The organism is Geomonas sp. Red276, from assembly GCF_054784495.1.
The window spans coordinates 1-15,428 of sequence record NZ_BLXW01000009.1; the positions used below are offsets into that span (position 1 = coordinate 1).

The following is a 15,428-nucleotide window of genomic DNA, read 5'->3' on the forward strand; positions in this document are numbered from 1 at the left end:
ACGCACGAGGCGCCGCTGGTACGTTTCGAGAGGGACGAGTTGCAGGCGCTTCAGCCGCTTCCGCAATCGCGCTTCGACCTGCCGACCTGGAAGGAGTGCACCGTCCACCCCGACCACCACGTGGTCTTCGAGAAGAGCTACTACTCCGTACCGACTCGCTTCGTCGGGAAAAAAGTCTGGGTGCGCGGAGGTTTCAAGGTGGTGGACATCTACTGCAAGGATCTCTTGATCAAGACCCATCCCACGGCCCACCGTCCCGGCACCTGGCGCACCGATCTCGACGACTATCCCGAGGGCAAGAAGCTGTTTCTCCAGTTCCAGCCGGCCCATTGCAGGAAGGAGGCGAGCCGGTTGGGAGAGTACGTGGGACAGATGGTCCACGAGATCCTGTCGCCGCACGCCCTGGTGCACCTGCGCAAGGCCCAGGCGATACTGCGTCTCGGAGAAAAGTACGGAGCGCAGAGGCTCGATGAGGTCTGCCGTTACCTCCTGGAGCACGGCTCCAACAGCCATGTCAGCGTAAAGCGTCTCCTTGAGAAGGGACTGCCAAATGCCGTCGAAGCCGCGGTACCGCCGCCGATCTCCGAAGAAGGCTCCAAGCTCCTGCATCCGGCAGCAAGTTTCGGGGAGGTGTCGCTATGAAACCGACCCCCAACCTGCTCTCGATCCTCAAGACGCTACGGTTGTCCGGCATCGCGGAATCTCTGGAGGCTCGCCTGGACCAGGCTCGGCAGGAGACCCTCGGCTACCAGGAATTTCTGCAGATCATCCTGCAGGATGAAGTGGAGAGGCGGCACGCCCGCCGCGTCCAGCTCCGGCTCAAACAGGCCGACTTCCAGGAACAGAAGGGGCTCGAAGAGTTCGACTTCGCGATCCCGCTCGGGATCAACCCTAAGGAGATCAAGGATCTCGCTACCTGCCTATTCATCGAGCGCCACGAGCATGTGCTCCTTTACGGCCCTCCCGGCACCGGCAAGACCCACTTGGCCCAGGCTCTTGGCAACCGGGCCTGCCGTAGCGAGTACTCAGTGCTCTTCATCACTGCGGCCAAGCTGTTCAGGCGACTCGCCGTCGCACGCCACGAAGGGGCCTATGAGGAGACTATCCGGTCGTTTCTCAAGCCGCACCTGCTCATTATCGACGATTTGGGGCTTACCGGATTCAACCACGAGCAGGCCGAGTCGTTCTATGAGATCGTCGCCGAGCGGCACCACACCGGGAGCATCATCGNGCCACCTGTCTGTTCATCGAGCGCCACGAGCATGTGCTCCTCTACGGTCCGCCCGGCACCGGCAAGACCCATTTGGCCCAGGCTCTCGGCAACCGGGCCTGCCGCAGCGAGTATTCGGTACTGTTCATCACCGCGGCCAAGCTATTCAGGCGGCTCGCCGTCGCACGCCACGAAGGGGCCTATGAGGAGACTATCCGGTCGTTTCTCAAGCCGCACCTGCTCATTATCGACGATTTGGGGCTTACCGGATTCAACCACGAGCAGGCCGAGTCGTTCTATGAGATCGTCGCCGAGCGGCACCACACCGGGAGCATCATCGTTACCTCGAACCGCCCGCCCGGTGATTGGCTGGGTCTCTTCCCCGACCAGGTGCTGGCGAACTCGCTCATGGATCGGCTGGCCCACAAGGCCCATCACCTCCCCCTCAAGGGGGAGTCATACCGAAGAAGAGGCCGCCCTCAGAAGACCACGACGACTTAACTCAGGAACTCCCGCTGACCGTTAAACTGGAAAATAACGTTGGCGACGGGGGTGGCAAATAACCTTGGCGGTTGACATGCTTATCGCTGGTTTGGTGGAAGGTATGAAAAATCCCGGCGGCAGTCCTGATGAAAAGAACTGGGTCCGCCGGGATCGTTGGGGGACGGGAGGCATAGCGCCGCCGTCGAGAGGGGGAGGTCGGAGGCTGAGAGATACCGTGCCTAGTTTGCGGTCACCTGCTTCACACTCCTGCGGATTCTTTTCTTGGTCTTTCTCCTGACGACGCTGGTATTCAGCAGCATGTCGATATCTCTTTCCTCCGCCATCACCGCCACGTAATGGAGTATCTTCTGGATCCGTAAGTCAAGATCCTTCCGCGCTGTCTTGCGCGCAGCGATGTGAAGGCGATTACCGGTCCGTCCGCCTTCGAACATCTCCCGGAACCAGTCGGAGCACTTCTGAAGCACGCTCTGCGATCCGAGTTTCTCCTCCGGCCAGCCTTGCTGGAAGATGGCGAGGGCGAACAAGGCTGTAAAGAAGGTGTTTACATTGGCCAGATACGAGGCGTCCGTGCCGGTTCCATTAAACTTGAGCTCATCCATGGCGTACCTCCTTGTTGTTGCTCACGGGGTTTTTACCTTGAGTAACTTCAACAAAAATGCCAACACCGCAGGAGTGCCGCCAAGAGCTTGTATAATGTCTATTTAATTATTGTTTTTTACTTTTACCCCTTGCTGCCGCCGACATTTAATTCCGCCACCATTTGTACTTTACCTGCACAGCCCCGTAGGATGAGTTCAGGGATATGCATGAAATTACGAAGATTTCTAGTAACGAGCAGGAAGGTCAAGGCTTGAACGAAAGCTGTTCCAAGGGCGGCAGGTCTCATCCCCCATCAGCCGGAAAAGGGGACAGGGACCTGACGGAGCCAGTCACCTCCCCCATACGCGGGGAAGACAACAAGGGTCAGCTGGTGGTGGCTGGGATAGTGACGGAGGGGACCTGGTTGGTGGCGGCGAGTTGTTCGAGGAAGTCGTCATAGACGGGGGCGAGGTGGCTCCAGTCGTAACGGCTGACGAAGCCGGCAAGGAGGGGGCCCTCCTCCTTCCCTTGAAGAAGCGGGATCAAGCGGTCGATCAAGTTGTCTTTCTCGCGGTAGAGCACACGGGAGCTAGCTTCGCCCGGCACATGCTCGGGGTAGGCGAGCCGCTCGGGCAAAAGCGCTTGGCATCCGCAGTAAAGGGCCTGGACGGTGCTCGCTCCGAAGAACTCCTGGCGCGAGGTGACCGGCAACACGTCCGCCTTCCAGAGCCAACAGGCATAGTCGGCAAACTTTTCCTGGTACCCCCAGCTCACGATCCGTGACGACAGCCTCTCGCGCGCCTCCTTGAAGACGGCCGGCGACCGGCTGAAACTCTCTCCCAGCACCGCAAGCCGGAAATCCACCCCTTGCTCCGCCAGATGGTACAGTGCCGCGAAGAATTCCTCGGGAGCCTTGTCATACTCCCACCGGTGGTTCCAAAGCACCAGGGGAGGCTCCGAGGCGTCCGGCTCCTCGGGGCGGTAGCGGTCCAGTTTCTTCAGATCGAGCCCCAGGGGGAGTACCCGGCTCTTGGCGGCGATAGCCGGCACGGCACCGGGATCGGCGGGGTCCGGGAACTTCCTGAGGAAGCCGGGGAGCGCGCCCAGGAAGGAGTCCTGGTGGTACCGGGAGTTGAACAGCACCGCGTCGGCCGCCAGGGCGGAGGTGAAGTTGATGAAGGAGTAGTGGAGATCGCGCTGGATGCCTGGGTCGACGTCTCCGGGGGACCAGGGATAGGTGAGCTGGTTTTCGTGGAAGTAGATGGCGGTCCGGCAGCCGCTGGAGAGCTTCCGGGTGAGCCCGAGGAAGACCGCCAGGTCGAGCATGTCGGTGGCCAGGATCAGGTCGGGGGTGACGCCGGCCTCGAGGAAACGAGCCGCGAGGGTGACGGCGCCGCCGTGCATGCGCCATTTCCAGTTCCGTCCCGGGAGGGTCAAAAGGTCGACCTGGTGACGACTGTGGGAGGCGTACTCGTGCGCCCAGGCGGCGTGCGAGCCGGTACAGTACGGTTCGACGAGGGTGATGCGCAAACCGGCCTCCTCCTAGAACATGAAGCGCCGCATGCTGATGTTGAGCAGGATGCCGACGCCGATCATCGAGGTGACCATGGAGGTACCCCCGTAGGAGAAGAAGGGAAGCGGCACCCCCACCACCGGGAAGAGCCCGATGACCATCCCCATGTTGATGACGATGTGCCAAAAGAGCATGGCGCAGACACCGACCGCGAGCAGCGCGCCGAAGCGGTCGTTGCAGCGCTTGGCGATACCCAGCCCCCACAGGATCAGGAACAGGTACAGGACGAGCATGACCAGGCAGCCGAGGAAGCCCCACTCCTCGCCGAAAACCGAGAAGGCGAAGTCGGTGTGCTGCTCCGGGAGAAAGCGAAGCTGGGACTGGGTCCCGTGCAGGAATCCCTTGCCGAAGGTCCCCCCGGAGCCTACCGCGATCTTGCTCTGTATGATGTGGTATCCGCTCCCCTGCGGGTCGAGGTCGGGGTTGAGAAAGTTGTAGATGCGCTTTTTCTGGTAGTCGTGGAGGACGAACCTCCACCCTCCGTAGACGAGCGGGATCGCCGCGGCGAAGATGGTCGCCAGGGCCGACCAGCGGACGCCGACGAAGAAGAGGATGGTCCAGGCGATCAGGGCCACCAGGATGGCGGTCCCGAGGTCCGGCTGCTTCATGATGAGAAGGACCGGGGCGCCCAAGAGCATCAGGGGATAGAGGAGGTCCCGCAGGGTAAGCCCCTTGAAGACGGGGTAGCGGCTGAAGAAGCGGGCGAAGGTGATGATGATGACGATCTTCATCGGCTCGGACGGCTGGACGGTGAAGAAACCAAGATGGATCCAGCGGGTGGCCCCCATGGAGGTCTTGCCGGCGACCAGGACCAGCACCAGCAGGAAGAGAACCCCGCCGTAGAGCCAGTAGGCGAAATCCTCGAGCATGTGATAGTCGAGGCTGCAGACGGTGAGGCAGAGGGTCACCCCGGCCACGATCCAGTAGATCTGCTTCAGGAAGTAGGGGTGCCCCACCTCGCGGTAGGACGAGGCGGCGCTGTATATGTTGACCACGCCGACGGCGGAGATGAGAATCACCACCGCCAGGAGCGTCCAGTCGAAGTTAGTGAAGAGCCGACGGTCAAACATCTAGGAATCCTCTTGTTGAAAACAGGAAATAGGGGCCTGATTCCCCTTGTGCTCCCCCTCTCCTCCGGGAGAGGGAATGGTCGGGAGAGCCAAGAATTAGGTAACCTCAGTGCCCCTGAGGGCGGTCGGCCGGCCTGGCCGCGGGGGGAGCCGGAAGGGTGGCGGCCGGGGCGCCCCCCGCCGGTGCCGCGGGGGAGCCGGGGGCCGGCGCCGGGACTCCCGAATCGCTCCCCTCCCCTTCCCCTGCCGTGTCCGCCTTCTTCGGTACCGGCCTCTTGATGACCCCCTTCTGCTCGAAGTAGGCCCTCAGCACCCGGCCGGCCACCGGGGCCGCGGCGGAACCGCCGTGCTCACCGTGTTCGACGATGACCGCCACCGCGATCTCGGGCTTCTCGTAGGGGGCGAAGGCGACGAAAAGGGCGTGGTCGCGGTACTTGTAGGGGATGTCCCCCTTGCCGGTGCGGAGCTTGACGACCTGGGAGGAGCCGGTCTTGCCGGCCACCTTGACCTCGGAGAGGCGCGCCATCCCGCCGGTACCGTGCGGCTCGTTGACGACCGCGAAGAGCCCGTCCTTGACCAGCTTGTAGGTCTGCGGCTTGAGGTTGGCCTTCTCCAGCACCTGGGGCTGGAACTCCTTGATGACCCTGCCGTCCGAGTCGACCACCTTCTTGACCAGGTGCGGCTGGTACACGGTCCCCTCGTTGGCCACCGTCGAGATCATGGAGGCGAGCTGGATCGGGGTGGTCAGCACGTACCCCTGCCCGATGCCGACCGAGAGGGTCTCGCCCGAGTACCATTTCTTCCCGAACCGCTTCAGCTTCCAGGCCTGGGTCGGGATCACCCCGCCCTTCTCGTTGTCGAGCCCCACCCCGAGCGGGGCACCGAGCCCGAGCTTCTTCGCGTAGGCGGCGATGCGGTCGACGCCGAGCCGTTCGGCAAGCTTGTAGAAGTAGACGTCGCAGGACTCCCGGAGCGCCTTTCTCAGCTCCACGTGGCCGTGCCCCTTCTTGTCCCAGCAGCGGAAGGTGGCGTTGCCGAACTTGTAGTAGCCGGGGCAATCGATCGCCGTGTGCTCGTCGATCAGCCCCTCCTCGAGCCCCGCGATGGCGGTCACGATCTTGAAGGTCGAACCGGGAGGATACATCCCCCTGAGCGCCTTGTTCTCCAGGGGACGCTTTTCGTCCTCCAGGTAACCTTTCCACTTGTCGGCCGGGATGCGGCCGGTGAAGAGGGCAGGGTCGAAGTTGGGGCTGCTGGCGAAGGCGAGGATCTCTCCGGTATTGACGTCCATGGCCACCGCGGCCCCCGCCCTACCCGCCAGGGCTTCTTCGGCCGCCTTCTGCATCTCCATGTCGATGGTGAGCATGACCGTGTTTCCCACCATGGAGTTGGTCTCCTCCACGGTCCTCAGGAACCGCCCCCGGGCATCCACCTCGATCTGGCGGCCGCCGTCGGTGCCGTGCAGGTAGTTCTCCCAGCTCCGTTCGATCCCGCTCTTGCCGGTGTAATCACCGGCGTTGTAATCCTTGTAGCGCTCGGTGCCGAGCTCGTCCTCGGAGACCTCCCCCAGGTAGCCCAGGAGGTGGGCGGCCAGCTCCCCGTTGGCGTAGGCGCGGATCGGCTTCATCTCGATGTTGACCCCGGAGAGGGAGAGGCGGTTCTCCTCGAGGAACTCCATCTGGTCGCGGGTGATGCCCGAGGCGACCACCAGGGGGTAGTACTTGGCCCTCCCCTGCCCCTTGGTCCATTTGTCGATGATCTCCTGGCGGTCGAGCTTCAGGTAGCGCGCCAGGTTGTCGACCAGCTCCTCCTTGTTCTTCACGTCCTGCGGGATGACCGCGACCGAGAAGGAAGGGGTGTTGGAGACCAGCACCTTGCCGTTACGGTCCACGATGGCACCGCGCGGGGCGGCCACCGGGACGAAACGGAGGCGGTTACTCTCCGACTGGTCCATCAGATTTTCGGTGTCGATGATCTGCAGGTACCAAAGCCTGGTCAGGATCAGGAAGAACATGACGCAGGCGCCGATGGAAATCCCGATCAGCCGGCGGGAACCGTCGTCGTCGGGAAGGATGTTCTGCTGCGGTTTCATCGCGCCTCCTCACTGGTGGGAAGCCTGAAGGTGAAGAAGATGGAGGCCACCAGCGCGTTGACGAGGGATTGGGGGATCAGGGCCGGGAGCACCGAGGCGTAGACGCCGTAGGAGACCGAGAAGACGGCCAGCATCAGCACGATCAGGAAGGCGTTGGCGATGGTGGCCAGGAAGGCTACCAGCACCAGGAGAGCCCGGTTGTCCGTGTAGAGCCGGTCGGCAAGACCCGACAAGACGGTGAAGATGCAGAGGTAGGAGAAGGCGTTGAGGCCGAGGTAGATGCCGCTGAAGCTGTCCTGCACGAGCCCGATCAGGAAGGCCCCCAAAGCCGCCAGCCGGGACGGCCATTTGAGCCCGAGGTACACGACCAGGATGATCAACAGGTTGGGCTGAAAGGGGTCCTGGAGATACTTGGGGAGGATGGTCATCTGGAGAAGCAGGGCCGCTGCCACCAGACCCGCTATTTTGAAGTACCGTTTCATGGATTAGCTACTCCGGCATCTGCCGGATCAGCACCAGCATCTCTTCGAGCTTGCCGATGTTGACGGCGGGGCGCACCTCGATGGTCTGAAACACCCCGTACTGTCCCTTTTTTACCATGGTTACCTCCCCGATAGGAAGTCCCTTCGGGAAGACGCCGCCGATGCCGGAGGTGATCACGGTGTCGCCGACCTTGACATCCTCTTCCTTGACGGTGAACTCCATCGAGCAGCGCCCGCCGCCGGCGCCGCGGACGACCCCCCGGGCGCGCGAGCGCTGGATGATGGCGGCCATGGCGCTCGCGTGGTCGGTCAAAAGGAGCACCCGCGAGCTGTGGGGGGCAACCTTCACGAGCCTCCCTACCACCCCTCCGGCCGCCACCACCGGCATCCCTTCGGCCAGGCCGTCCATGCTCCCGCGGTCGACGACCAGGGTCTTGAACCAGGCCGAGCTGTCCTCCCCGATCACGGAGACCGCGATGGAGGGGGAGTTGATGGTCCCCTTGAGGTCGAGGAGCGCCTTCAGCCTCTCGTTGGCGAGGATCGCCTCGTTGTTGGCGACGATCCGCTCGTTGAGCCGCTTGACACTCTGCCTGAGCTGCTTGTTCTCCCGCCGCACGTCCAGAAGGTCGATGTAATCGTTCCAGAGGGTGCTGACGGTGCCGTTGACGGCAGCCCCGCCCCGGGCCAGGGGTGCCGTGGCCCCCATCACCGCACGCTCAAGGGTGTTGGCGTGCTCCTTGTTCCTCAGGTTGAGGGCGTAGATAAAAAAGGCCGCCAGCAACAGGGATGCGGTGATCAGGAATCGCTTATGGCGGATAATGAAGTTTCTCATCGGTTCCAAGAAATGGTATAGGGGGCACCCGGCCCCCTATCGTTGTACATTCCACCAGCAGATCGAAAAAATGGTGCGGCTACTTCCTATCCCCGCCGCAGAGGGTGGTCTCGTTGTAGACCCGCTCCAGATATTCGCGGTAGGAGGACTTGGGGGTGCTGTCGATCACCTCCCGCATTCTCTGGCAGTCGAGGAATCCCCTCCGCAGGGCGATTTCCTCGAGGCAGGCGATCTTGAGCCCCTGCCGCGCCTCGAGGGTCCCGATGAAGTGGGAGGCCTCGAGAAGGCTCTGGTGGGTGCCGGTGTCGAGCCAGGCGATGCCGCGCCCGAGCCGCTCCACGGAGAGTTGCCCCGCCTTGAGGTAGGCAAGGTTCACGTCGGTGATCTCGAGCTCGCCACGGGCGGAAGGCTTCATGTTCTTGGCGATCTCGACCACCTTCCCGTCGTAGAGGTAGAGGCCGGGGACCGCGTAGTTGGACTTAGGCTTGGCCGGCTTCTCCTCGATGCTCAGCACGGTCCCGTCCGGGGCGAAGTCGACCACCCCGTAGCGTTCCGGATCCTGGACGTAGTAACCGAAGATCTTGGCGCCGCCGTCGAAATCGGCGATCAGGCGATCCAGCCCGATCTTGCCGTAGAAGATGTTGTCGCCCAGGATCAGGCAGACCGGCTCGTTATTGATGAACTCTTCACCGACCAGGAAGGCTTGGGCGATCCCCTTGGGCTCGGCCTGCACCGCGTAGGTCAGCTTGATCCCCCAGCGGGAGCCGTCGCCCAAAAGGGCCTGGAAACGGGGAGTATCATGGGGGGTGGAAATGATCAGGATGTCGGAGATGCCGGCCGTCATCAGGGTGGCCAGCGGGTAGTAGATCATCGGCTTGTCGTACACCGGCTGCAGCTGCTTGCTGGCCACCAGGGTCAGCGGATACAGCCGGCTCCCGGCGCCACCGGCGAGCACGATCCCCTTCTTGATACCTTTCACCATAACGCTCCCTCTACCCCCGAGGCGGGGCAAAAATTCACATTAACAAACCACTTTTTCTATCACATGAAAGCTGTCGCCGTCAAACACTTAAAACCGTAAACGGCGCGCTAGCAAAGAAGTTTCTCCTTGATCGCCTCGTCGATCAGGCTCTCCTCGATCGCCTCACGGACCCACGGCTCCTTGCAGCGGACAAGGACCTGGGCGGCCCCCTCGGCGACGGCGGGGATATCGCTCCAGAGGGCGTTACGCAGGGGACGGAGCTCCCGGGGGTCGGGGCTCCGCTTGTCGACCAGGTCGCGGCAACCGGAGCAGAGAAGCGCGAGGATCTCCGGGGCCGGCTCCTGGTCCGGGTGGTACTCCCACAGCCTGAGCCCCTCGTCGCCGCCGCACCATTCGCAGCGGAAGCCGGCCCGCTTGCTGATGGACTTGCCCAAGGCGTTGACCGCCTCGAGATGCTCCTTGTTGAGTTGACTCCCCTTGGCCATAGCGCACCCTCCTCATGAATAATTCAGCGGCCAGTCTAGCAGAATGGCAAAAGGAATCAACGACTTTCGGGCCGGGAGACCTGGCGGCGGAAGTGCGGCGGCCGTTGCAGGCCGGATCGTAGGGTGGGCAGTCCTCTGCCCACCATCGGTCGGACCCGCGTGGGCACGTGGCGCCCCCCCTACGTTCCTGGCGAAGTGCGCAGGCGGTCGGGACTGTCTCAGCGGCGGCGGACACAGTCATAGCTTTTTCAGTACCGTGTTGCTAAAATTGTCATAGATGCATAAGCACCTGTTACCGGCACGGACAGCATCGAGGAGGTATCCATGAACACCAGCATGTGCCCCAAATGCAAAGGAAAAGGAAAGGTCTTCACCTCGTCCCGCCAGACCGGGTACGAGCAGATCGAGGTACCCTGCTCCTTGTGCAAAGGGTCAGGCAAAAAGTCCTGATCCGACCACGTACGCTTCCTGACAAAAGAGCCCCCGCCTCGGCGGGGGGTTTTTGTTCCCTCCGCCATTTGGTTCAGGCGCCGATTCAGCCATCAAACCACAACCGCCTGTCACCCTGTTCTTTTAGGTAGACAGAGCTCCCGGCCGGTAGTAAATTCCGAGCGTCCCGCCCTTGGACCGGGACGAAAGTACCAGCCCGCCGGACGGCACCGACCGGCGAAGGAGTCCCACCGCGTGAAATTGATCGAACCCCTCTTCCACGGCACCCTGCTCCGCCGCTACCACCGCTTCCTGGCCGACGTGGAGCTGGACGACGGCAGCATGGTCACCGCCCACACCCCCAACACCGGGAGCATGATGGGGTGCGCCATCCCGGGGAGCCGGGTGATCCTCTCCAAAAGCCCCAACCCGACCAGGAAGTACCCGCACTGCTGGGAACTGGTCCACGCCGCCGGCCACTGGGTCGGGATCAACACCATGTACCCCAACCGGCTGGTGAGGGAGGGGGTGGAAAACGGGACGGTCCGGGAGCTCTCCGGCTACCCTGCCATCAGGGGAGAGGTCCCCTACGGGACCGGCAGCCGCATCGACCTCCTCCTTTCCGGCCCCCAGGGAAACTGCTACGTGGAGGTGAAGAACGTGACGCTGGTCGAGGAAGGAAGCGCCCTCTTCCCGGACGCGGTGAGCGCCCGCGGGCTGAAGCACCTGAAGGAGCTGATGGAGATGGTGCGCCAGGGGCACCGCGCGGTGAACTTCTTCGTGGTGCAGCGGGGGGACGGCGAGCGGGTGCGGCCTGCCGACGCCATCGACCCCGCCTACGGGGCCCAGTTGAGGGTTGCCGCCAAGGCGGGGGTGGAACTTCTCGCCTACCGCGCGCGGGTGACCCCCAACGAGATTTTCCTGGACCAACGGCTCCCCATCGCGCTCTAGGCCCGCCTCCGCCGGTTTGACAAAAACCGTTCGAACGCTAAAGTTTAACCGTTCAAAGGAGATAGCGGATGAGAATTCCCCGGTTCACCATCTACTCGCGCGAAACAGGGGTCGAAATAGCGGCCGCCGAAAAGAGGCAGCAGGGAAAACCCGCGGAAGGAAGGGTATCGCTGCGGTTCTTCCGGCTGGCCAGCGGGTCGCACCAGATACGGTTTTTGGCCGAGCCGTGGGAAGCCTTCGAGCTCAGCCGGAAGGTCGCCGCGGTGCATGCGGCCGCCGGGAAGGAGTCCTTGACCCATAAGTTCGATGCGGGCGAGGGGGAAACGGTCACCAAGCTGAGCGTGGAAGGGTACGAGAGAAACGGCAAGAAGGGATTCGCCTTTTCGATTCAACGGGGCGAGGAGGCGATCAACGTCCCCGCTCCTGCCGGGGAGTTCCTCTTCGCCGCCGAGTTTTTGAAGCACCTCGCCCTGGCCCAGTCATGGAGCGAACAGGGGGAGCAGAATACAGAAAGACGGGTACACCATGGTGAGCAAGACCCTGCATCTCAGCATTGAAAGCAAGTTGAGCGACGTGGCGCTGATCGGACACGCAGTCCGCGGGGTCTGCGCCTGCTCCCCCCTGGCCGAGGAGACCTACGGAGAGATGGAAGTCTGCGTGGTCGAGGCGGTCAACAACGCCATCTCCCACGCCTACAAGAACCAGTCGGGAAACCTCGTGGAGACCGCGGTCACCCTCCATCACGACCGGATCTCCTTCGAGATCTCCGACTCGGGGCGCGCCATCGAGGATTTCGCCCCCCGCACCCTCGAGTTCGACCCCGAAGTGATCGGCTCCATCCCGGAAAACGGCATGGGGCTTTTCATTATCGAGACCCTGATGGACGAGGTCAGCTACCGCTCCGAAAACGGCCGCAACACCCTCGCCTTCTGCCGCTACTTCCGGCAGCCCCAGGCCTGACCCTCACCAGGAAACGGTGACCGTCAGCGTGTCGCTGTAGGAACCCACCCAGGCGTCCTGCCGCTCCGGAATTCTCCCGTAGATGCCGGCATTGAGCGAAAGGCTCCGGCTGACCGTCTGGGTTATCACCGAGCTCCCCCCGGTGCCGTCCCCCCATATGGTGGTCTTGGCGGGGTCGAGAAAGAGGTAGTAGTTAAGCCGCTCGCTCCCCCCGCTGCGGATCATCTGGCGCGGGTTGAAGGAGCCCCCCTGGCCGCTGCTGATGGCCACCGTGACCAGGATGGGCTTGCGGTCGGGATTGTTGCAGTTGAGCGCGACCGCCCCCTGCCCGTCCAGGGGAGATCCCGAGAAGACGTCGTAGCTGCCGAAACCGACGGGCGTCGTGGTCACGCCGCAACTGAAGGCGGAGGCTCCCCGGACCGTCAGGCCGAGCAACAGGACCGCCATCGGTATAATCCCCCACTTCTTCATAGCTTTCCTCCTCACCGAAGTAGCCCCCTCTTTTTTCCGCCGCCCTGCAACGTCTTTCCCACAGGTGCCCTCCCGATCGCCGGCTTACGACGGCTCCCGGTCGGCATCCATCGGCTGCCATGCCCTCTGCCCCACCTTTCCAGGTCGGCTCTGCCCACCTTTCCAGGTCGGCTCTGCCCACCTTTCTGGTCGGACCCGCGTGGGCACGGAGTGCCCACCCTACTCGTAGCCCCCCTACCCTACCACGATCTTCCCGGCTACCATCCGGCCCAGCGTCCGACCGCCGTCCTCACCTTATCCCCTGTCGTTCCCGAAGACCCGGGGAGAAATCCCCCACCGTGATCGCCCCGAGATCGACGATGGGATCCGGCGAAGCGGGGATGGTCAGGGTGACCGGGAGACCGACGCCCTGATACCTCACCGTACCGCGATAGGTCCCGGGAGGAAGGAGCGCGTGCGAGGCGCCGCTTCCGGAGGAGCAGTCGCCTTCCCGGCCGCGCACCACCTCCTTGAACTCGGGAAGCTGGGTCACGTCGAGGAAGAACTCACCGGACGGCGTGGTCTCGAAGCGGACGTTCCCCTCCCCAACCGGCAGGACCACCTCCGCCGCATCGAGCGGCTGTACCTTCCCATCCACGATCCCCGAGAGGGTCCCGGTGAAGGACTGGGCCGGCACCACCACGAAATGCACGCAGGATCCGCTCCGTAAGGGAGGAGAGATCACCCGGGTCGACTGGGGGAAGTAGTAGGTGACCGGGATGTCGGTGTCCTTGAAGGAGATGCTGTTGTCGTTGTAGGAGCTCAGGGTGGGGAGGATCACCAAGCCGGAGGCATCGGTTTTCCCCATCTCCTGGGCGCCGTAGCGGACCGAGACGCCCTCGACCTCCCCGACCTTGACCGCGGCGAAGCTGTCGGTGACCGGCCTGGTGAAGGCGGAGACTCCGTCCAGCTTGACGAGCGCCCCGGAGAGGGCCAGCTGGTACTGGTCGCTCCAGCGCCCGTCGCGCGCGACGCCGGTCCCCTCGGCCCGCACGATCCCGTAGCGGCCGTTGTACTGGAACATCGGATTGAGGCTCTCCCCGGTGGTTCCCGGACCGTGGTCCCTTTCCACCTGGACCCGGTACCCTACCCCTTCTCCCAGGGGGGGATTCTTCTGGAGCTGGAGGGTCTCGTTGCGGCTCCCCTCCCCTTCCTGCACCCGGGCGGTGACGCTCATGTCGCTCCGGGGCGCCCAGTTGAGCGCGGCGAAGAGCTGGTAGCCGCTGCCGGTCTCCGACTCGAAGATCCGCCGCAGCGAGAGGTTGAAGTTGAGGTTCCCCGGAAAGTCCTTGGAATAGCCCAGTGCCGCGCTCCGCTGGGGGCTCCCCTGGTAAAGGGACTGCTCCTGCAGGTCGAAGGAGAACGATCCCACCGTCGGGTAGGTATAGCCGAGGGAGAGCCCGGTGGTATGCCGCACCTGCGGCGCCGAGCTCGCCCCCAGCATCCGGAAGGACGGGGAGAAGTACTGGTAAAAAAGCCGGGTATTGAACCGGGGGTTCAGGTACTGGTAGGAGAACTCCCCCCCGGTTCCGGGGCGCCCGCCGAAGCTCCCGGACAGTGCCGCGCTCAGCACCCCGGCGCTCCGGAGCCTGACCGAGGCCTGGGGGCCGAAATCTGCCACCCCCCTGCCGGCCTCCCCCCGGTACCCGATGGTGAGGTAGTCGCGGAAACCGTAGCGGTGGGAGACCACCGCGGCGAGACTCCCGTAATCGTTGCTTTCCGAGCCGAAGGACTGGCGCAGAAAACCGAGGTTGTAGCTGTAGTCGTGCAGCCCCGGTCTCAGCAAGAGCGCGTCCGCCGCGTAGTAGGGGTAGCGGTAACGCTCCTCCCGGCCGAACTGGTCGCGCACCACGAGCTCCACCAGTCCCGCCCCGCCGTAGGAGGTGAAGTTCTGGAGCTGGAACTCTCCCGGCGCGACGTGCTCGGTGCGCACCTTGCTCCCGTTCACGTAGACATCGACGTCGGAGGGAAGCCCCGCCTGGCCGCGGAAATCGAAGCTCGGGTAGGTGACGAAATAGGGATCCATGCTGAGCACCTTGGAGACGCTGATCCCTCCCATGTTGACGCCCCCCCCGAGCGTTCCCGAGTTGGCGAAGAAATCGCCGAAGACGGTCCGCCTGAGGAGCGGTCGTTCGTCCCTGGTGACGGAGGTGTGCAGCCGGAGAAAGTGTTCGCCGTGCGGATCGTCGTTGAAAAGGGTATCGGTCAGGAAGAGATAGTCGCCGTACCTCGCCCCCAGCTCGTTGGCCAGGCTGAAGTTCTGGAAGGTGACCCCGGGAGCGCTGTTTACCTGCGCGCCGTAGTTGAGGAAAAGGCTCGCGTCCCGGGTGAAGACCGTTTTACGCGCCGGAGGGGAGGTGTACTCGATCACCTTATTGGGAAGCAGGGATGGCTTCGCGGTGAGGTTAAGGGTCAGGGTCCTTTCGTCGAGGGAAAAGGTGACTCCGGAGAGCGACTTGAGAGAGAGGTAGCTCTCCCCCTCGATGGTGACGCTCCCTTTTGCGGAAACCTGGAGCCCCGCGGCCGCGAGGTCCTGCGGGTGCACGAGGAAATCGCCCTCTCCGGTGCGATGGACGAAGACCTCCCCCTTGTCCTCTCCGTTGAGAAAGAGCTGCAGCACCATCTGTTCGGCGGAGGCTATAGAGGCGGAGAGCGCGAGGAGCAGGATGAGAAGGACCGGCAACCACGGGCGACGGCGCCTTCTCACGGCAACTGCGGGGCCCGGTGGCGATCCTGCCTGCTTGGTGTCACATCCCGAGGCAAACATCC

General features: G+C 63.4%; 15 protein-coding genes and 2 pseudogenes. 7 read left to right on the forward strand and 10 right to left on the reverse strand.

The features are described 5' to 3' along the window. The 3 genes and pseudogenes from ACYVL5_RS08110 to ACYVL5_RS08120 all read left to right on the forward strand — a co-directional run. A partial coding sequence (locus ACYVL5_RS08110; protein WP_460595057.1) for a Mu transposase domain-containing protein occupies positions 1-642 on the forward strand: 642 nt, incomplete at its 5' end. Next, positions 639-1,202 (forward strand): annotated as a pseudogene (locus ACYVL5_RS08115) (ATP-binding protein); the annotation flags it as partial. The gene ACYVL5_RS08110 and the pseudogene ACYVL5_RS08115, both read left to right, overlap by 4 nt. Positions 1,203-1,237: 35 nt before the next feature. After that, positions 1,238-1,711 (forward strand): annotated as a pseudogene (locus ACYVL5_RS08120) (ATP-binding protein); the annotation flags it as partial. Between the two features lie 221 nt (positions 1,712-1,932). Here the strand turns inward: ACYVL5_RS08120 and ACYVL5_RS08125 are convergent. The 8 genes from ACYVL5_RS08125 to ACYVL5_RS08160 form a co-directional block, all read right to left on the reverse strand. Further along, positions 1,933-2,313 carry a hypothetical protein gene (locus ACYVL5_RS08125; RefSeq protein WP_460595058.1) on the reverse strand — a complete coding sequence of 127 codons (381 nt, stop codon included), beginning with the start codon at positions 2,311-2,313 and terminating at the stop codon, positions 1,933-1,935. A 364-nt stretch (positions 2,314-2,677) separates the two neighbouring features. Further along, positions 2,678-3,823, reverse strand: coding sequence for a tRNA-queuosine alpha-mannosyltransferase domain-containing protein (locus ACYVL5_RS08130; protein ID WP_460595059.1), 1,146 nt, complete (start codon positions 3,821-3,823; stop codon positions 2,678-2,680). A 12-nt stretch (positions 3,824-3,835) separates the two neighbouring features. Beyond that, complete coding sequence (gene rodA / locus ACYVL5_RS08135; RefSeq protein ID WP_460595060.1) at positions 3,836-4,936, reverse strand: FtsW/RodA/SpoVE family cell cycle protein; 1,101 nt, start codon at positions 4,934-4,936, stop codon at positions 3,836-3,838. A 106-nt stretch (positions 4,937-5,042) separates the two neighbouring features. Continuing rightward, positions 5,043-7,028, reverse strand: coding sequence for a penicillin-binding protein 2 (mrdA, locus tag ACYVL5_RS08140; protein ID WP_460595061.1), 1,986 nt, complete (start codon positions 7,026-7,028; stop codon positions 5,043-5,045). Beyond that, the gene (gene mreD / locus ACYVL5_RS08145; RefSeq protein ID WP_460595062.1) at positions 7,025-7,510 is read right to left on the reverse strand and encodes a rod shape-determining protein MreD; all 486 of its coding nucleotides are present in this window, start codon (positions 7,508-7,510) and stop codon (positions 7,025-7,027) included. Before mreD ends, mrdA begins: the two co-directional genes overlap by 4 nt. A 7-nt stretch (positions 7,511-7,517) precedes the next feature. Further along, entirely contained in the window at positions 7,518-8,342 is an 825-nt protein-coding gene (gene mreC / locus ACYVL5_RS08150; RefSeq protein WP_460595063.1) for a rod shape-determining protein MreC, read from the reverse strand. Positions 8,343-8,421: 79 nt separating this feature from the next. Continuing rightward, entirely contained in the window at positions 8,422-9,324 is a 903-nt protein-coding gene (gene rfbA, locus ACYVL5_RS08155) for a sugar nucleotidyltransferase (protein WP_460595064.1), read from the reverse strand. 107 nt (positions 9,325-9,431) lie between these two features. Next, positions 9,432-9,809 (reverse strand): hypothetical protein, encoded by a 378-nt coding sequence (locus ACYVL5_RS08160; RefSeq protein WP_460595065.1) that lies wholly within the window; start codon positions 9,807-9,809, stop codon positions 9,432-9,434. 324 nt (positions 9,810-10,133) lie between these two features. Here ACYVL5_RS08160 and ACYVL5_RS08165 point away from each other — a divergent pair, with 324 nt between their 5' ends. The 4 genes from ACYVL5_RS08165 (at position 10,134) to ACYVL5_RS08180 (ending at position 12,149) form a co-directional block, all read left to right on the forward strand. After that, the gene (locus ACYVL5_RS08165; protein WP_460595066.1) at positions 10,134-10,259 is read left to right on the forward strand and encodes a hypothetical protein; all 126 of its coding nucleotides are present in this window, start codon (positions 10,134-10,136) and stop codon (positions 10,257-10,259) included. A gap of 234 nt (positions 10,260-10,493) precedes the next feature. Further along, entirely contained in the window at positions 10,494-11,189 is a 696-nt protein-coding gene (gene sfsA / locus ACYVL5_RS08170) for a DNA/RNA nuclease SfsA (protein WP_460595067.1), read from the forward strand. A gap of 68 nt (positions 11,190-11,257) precedes the next feature. Beyond that, entirely contained in the window at positions 11,258-11,746 is a 489-nt protein-coding gene (locus ACYVL5_RS08175; protein ID WP_460595068.1) for a hypothetical protein, read from the forward strand. After that, the gene (locus tag ACYVL5_RS08180; protein ID WP_460595069.1) at positions 11,715-12,149 is read left to right on the forward strand and encodes an ATP-binding protein; all 435 of its coding nucleotides are present in this window, start codon (positions 11,715-11,717) and stop codon (positions 12,147-12,149) included. The genes ACYVL5_RS08175 and ACYVL5_RS08180 overlap by 32 nt, the downstream gene beginning before the upstream one ends. Positions 12,150-12,152: 3 nt before the next feature. Here the strand turns inward: ACYVL5_RS08180 and ACYVL5_RS08185 are convergent, their stop codons facing one another. After that, the gene (locus ACYVL5_RS08185) at positions 12,153-12,620 is read right to left on the reverse strand and encodes a Csu type fimbrial protein (protein ID WP_460595070.1); all 468 of its coding nucleotides are present in this window, start codon (positions 12,618-12,620) and stop codon (positions 12,153-12,155) included. Between the two features lie 289 nt (positions 12,621-12,909). After that, a complete protein-coding gene (locus ACYVL5_RS08190; RefSeq protein WP_460595071.1) occupies positions 12,910-15,426 on the reverse strand; it encodes a fimbria/pilus outer membrane usher protein in 2,517 nt (838 codons plus the stop codon). Positions 15,427-15,428: the final 2 nt, after the last annotated feature.

Bases quoted from the DNA above. Each gene is read 5' to 3' on its own strand.
- ACYVL5_RS08125 (WP_460595058.1), bottom strand. From the start codon at position 2,313: ATGGATGAGCTCAAGTTTAATGGAACCGGCACGGACGCCTCGTATCTG.
- ACYVL5_RS08185 (WP_460595070.1), bottom strand. From the start codon at position 12,620: ATGAAGAAGTGGGGGATTATACCGATGGCGGTCCTGTTGCTCGGCCTG.
- ACYVL5_RS08175 (WP_460595068.1), top strand. From the start codon at position 11,258: ATGAGAATTCCCCGGTTCACCATCTACTCGCGCGAAACAGGGGTCGAA.
- ACYVL5_RS08190 (WP_460595071.1), bottom strand. From the start codon at position 15,426: ATGTTTGCCTCGGGATGTGACACCAAGCAGGCAGGATCGCCACCGGGC.
- rfbA (WP_460595064.1), bottom strand. From the start codon at position 9,324: ATGGTGAAAGGTATCAAGAAGGGGATCGTGCTCGCCGGTGGCGCCGGG.
- rodA (WP_460595060.1), bottom strand. From the start codon at position 4,936: ATGTTTGACCGTCGGCTCTTCACTAACTTCGACTGGACGCTCCTGGCG.
- ACYVL5_RS08180 (WP_460595069.1), top strand. From the start codon at position 11,715: ATGGTGAGCAAGACCCTGCATCTCAGCATTGAAAGCAAGTTGAGCGAC.
- mreD (WP_460595062.1), bottom strand. From the start codon at position 7,510: ATGAAACGGTACTTCAAAATAGCGGGTCTGGTGGCAGCGGCCCTGCTT.
- ACYVL5_RS08165 (WP_460595066.1), top strand. From the start codon at position 10,134: ATGAACACCAGCATGTGCCCCAAATGCAAAGGAAAAGGAAAGGTCTTC.
- mreC (WP_460595063.1), bottom strand. From the start codon at position 8,342: ATGAGAAACTTCATTATCCGCCATAAGCGATTCCTGATCACCGCATCC.
- mrdA (WP_460595061.1), bottom strand. From the start codon at position 7,028: ATGAAACCGCAGCAGAACATCCTTCCCGACGACGACGGTTCCCGCCGG.
- ACYVL5_RS08160 (WP_460595065.1), bottom strand. From the start codon at position 9,809: ATGGCCAAGGGGAGTCAACTCAACAAGGAGCATCTCGAGGCGGTCAAC.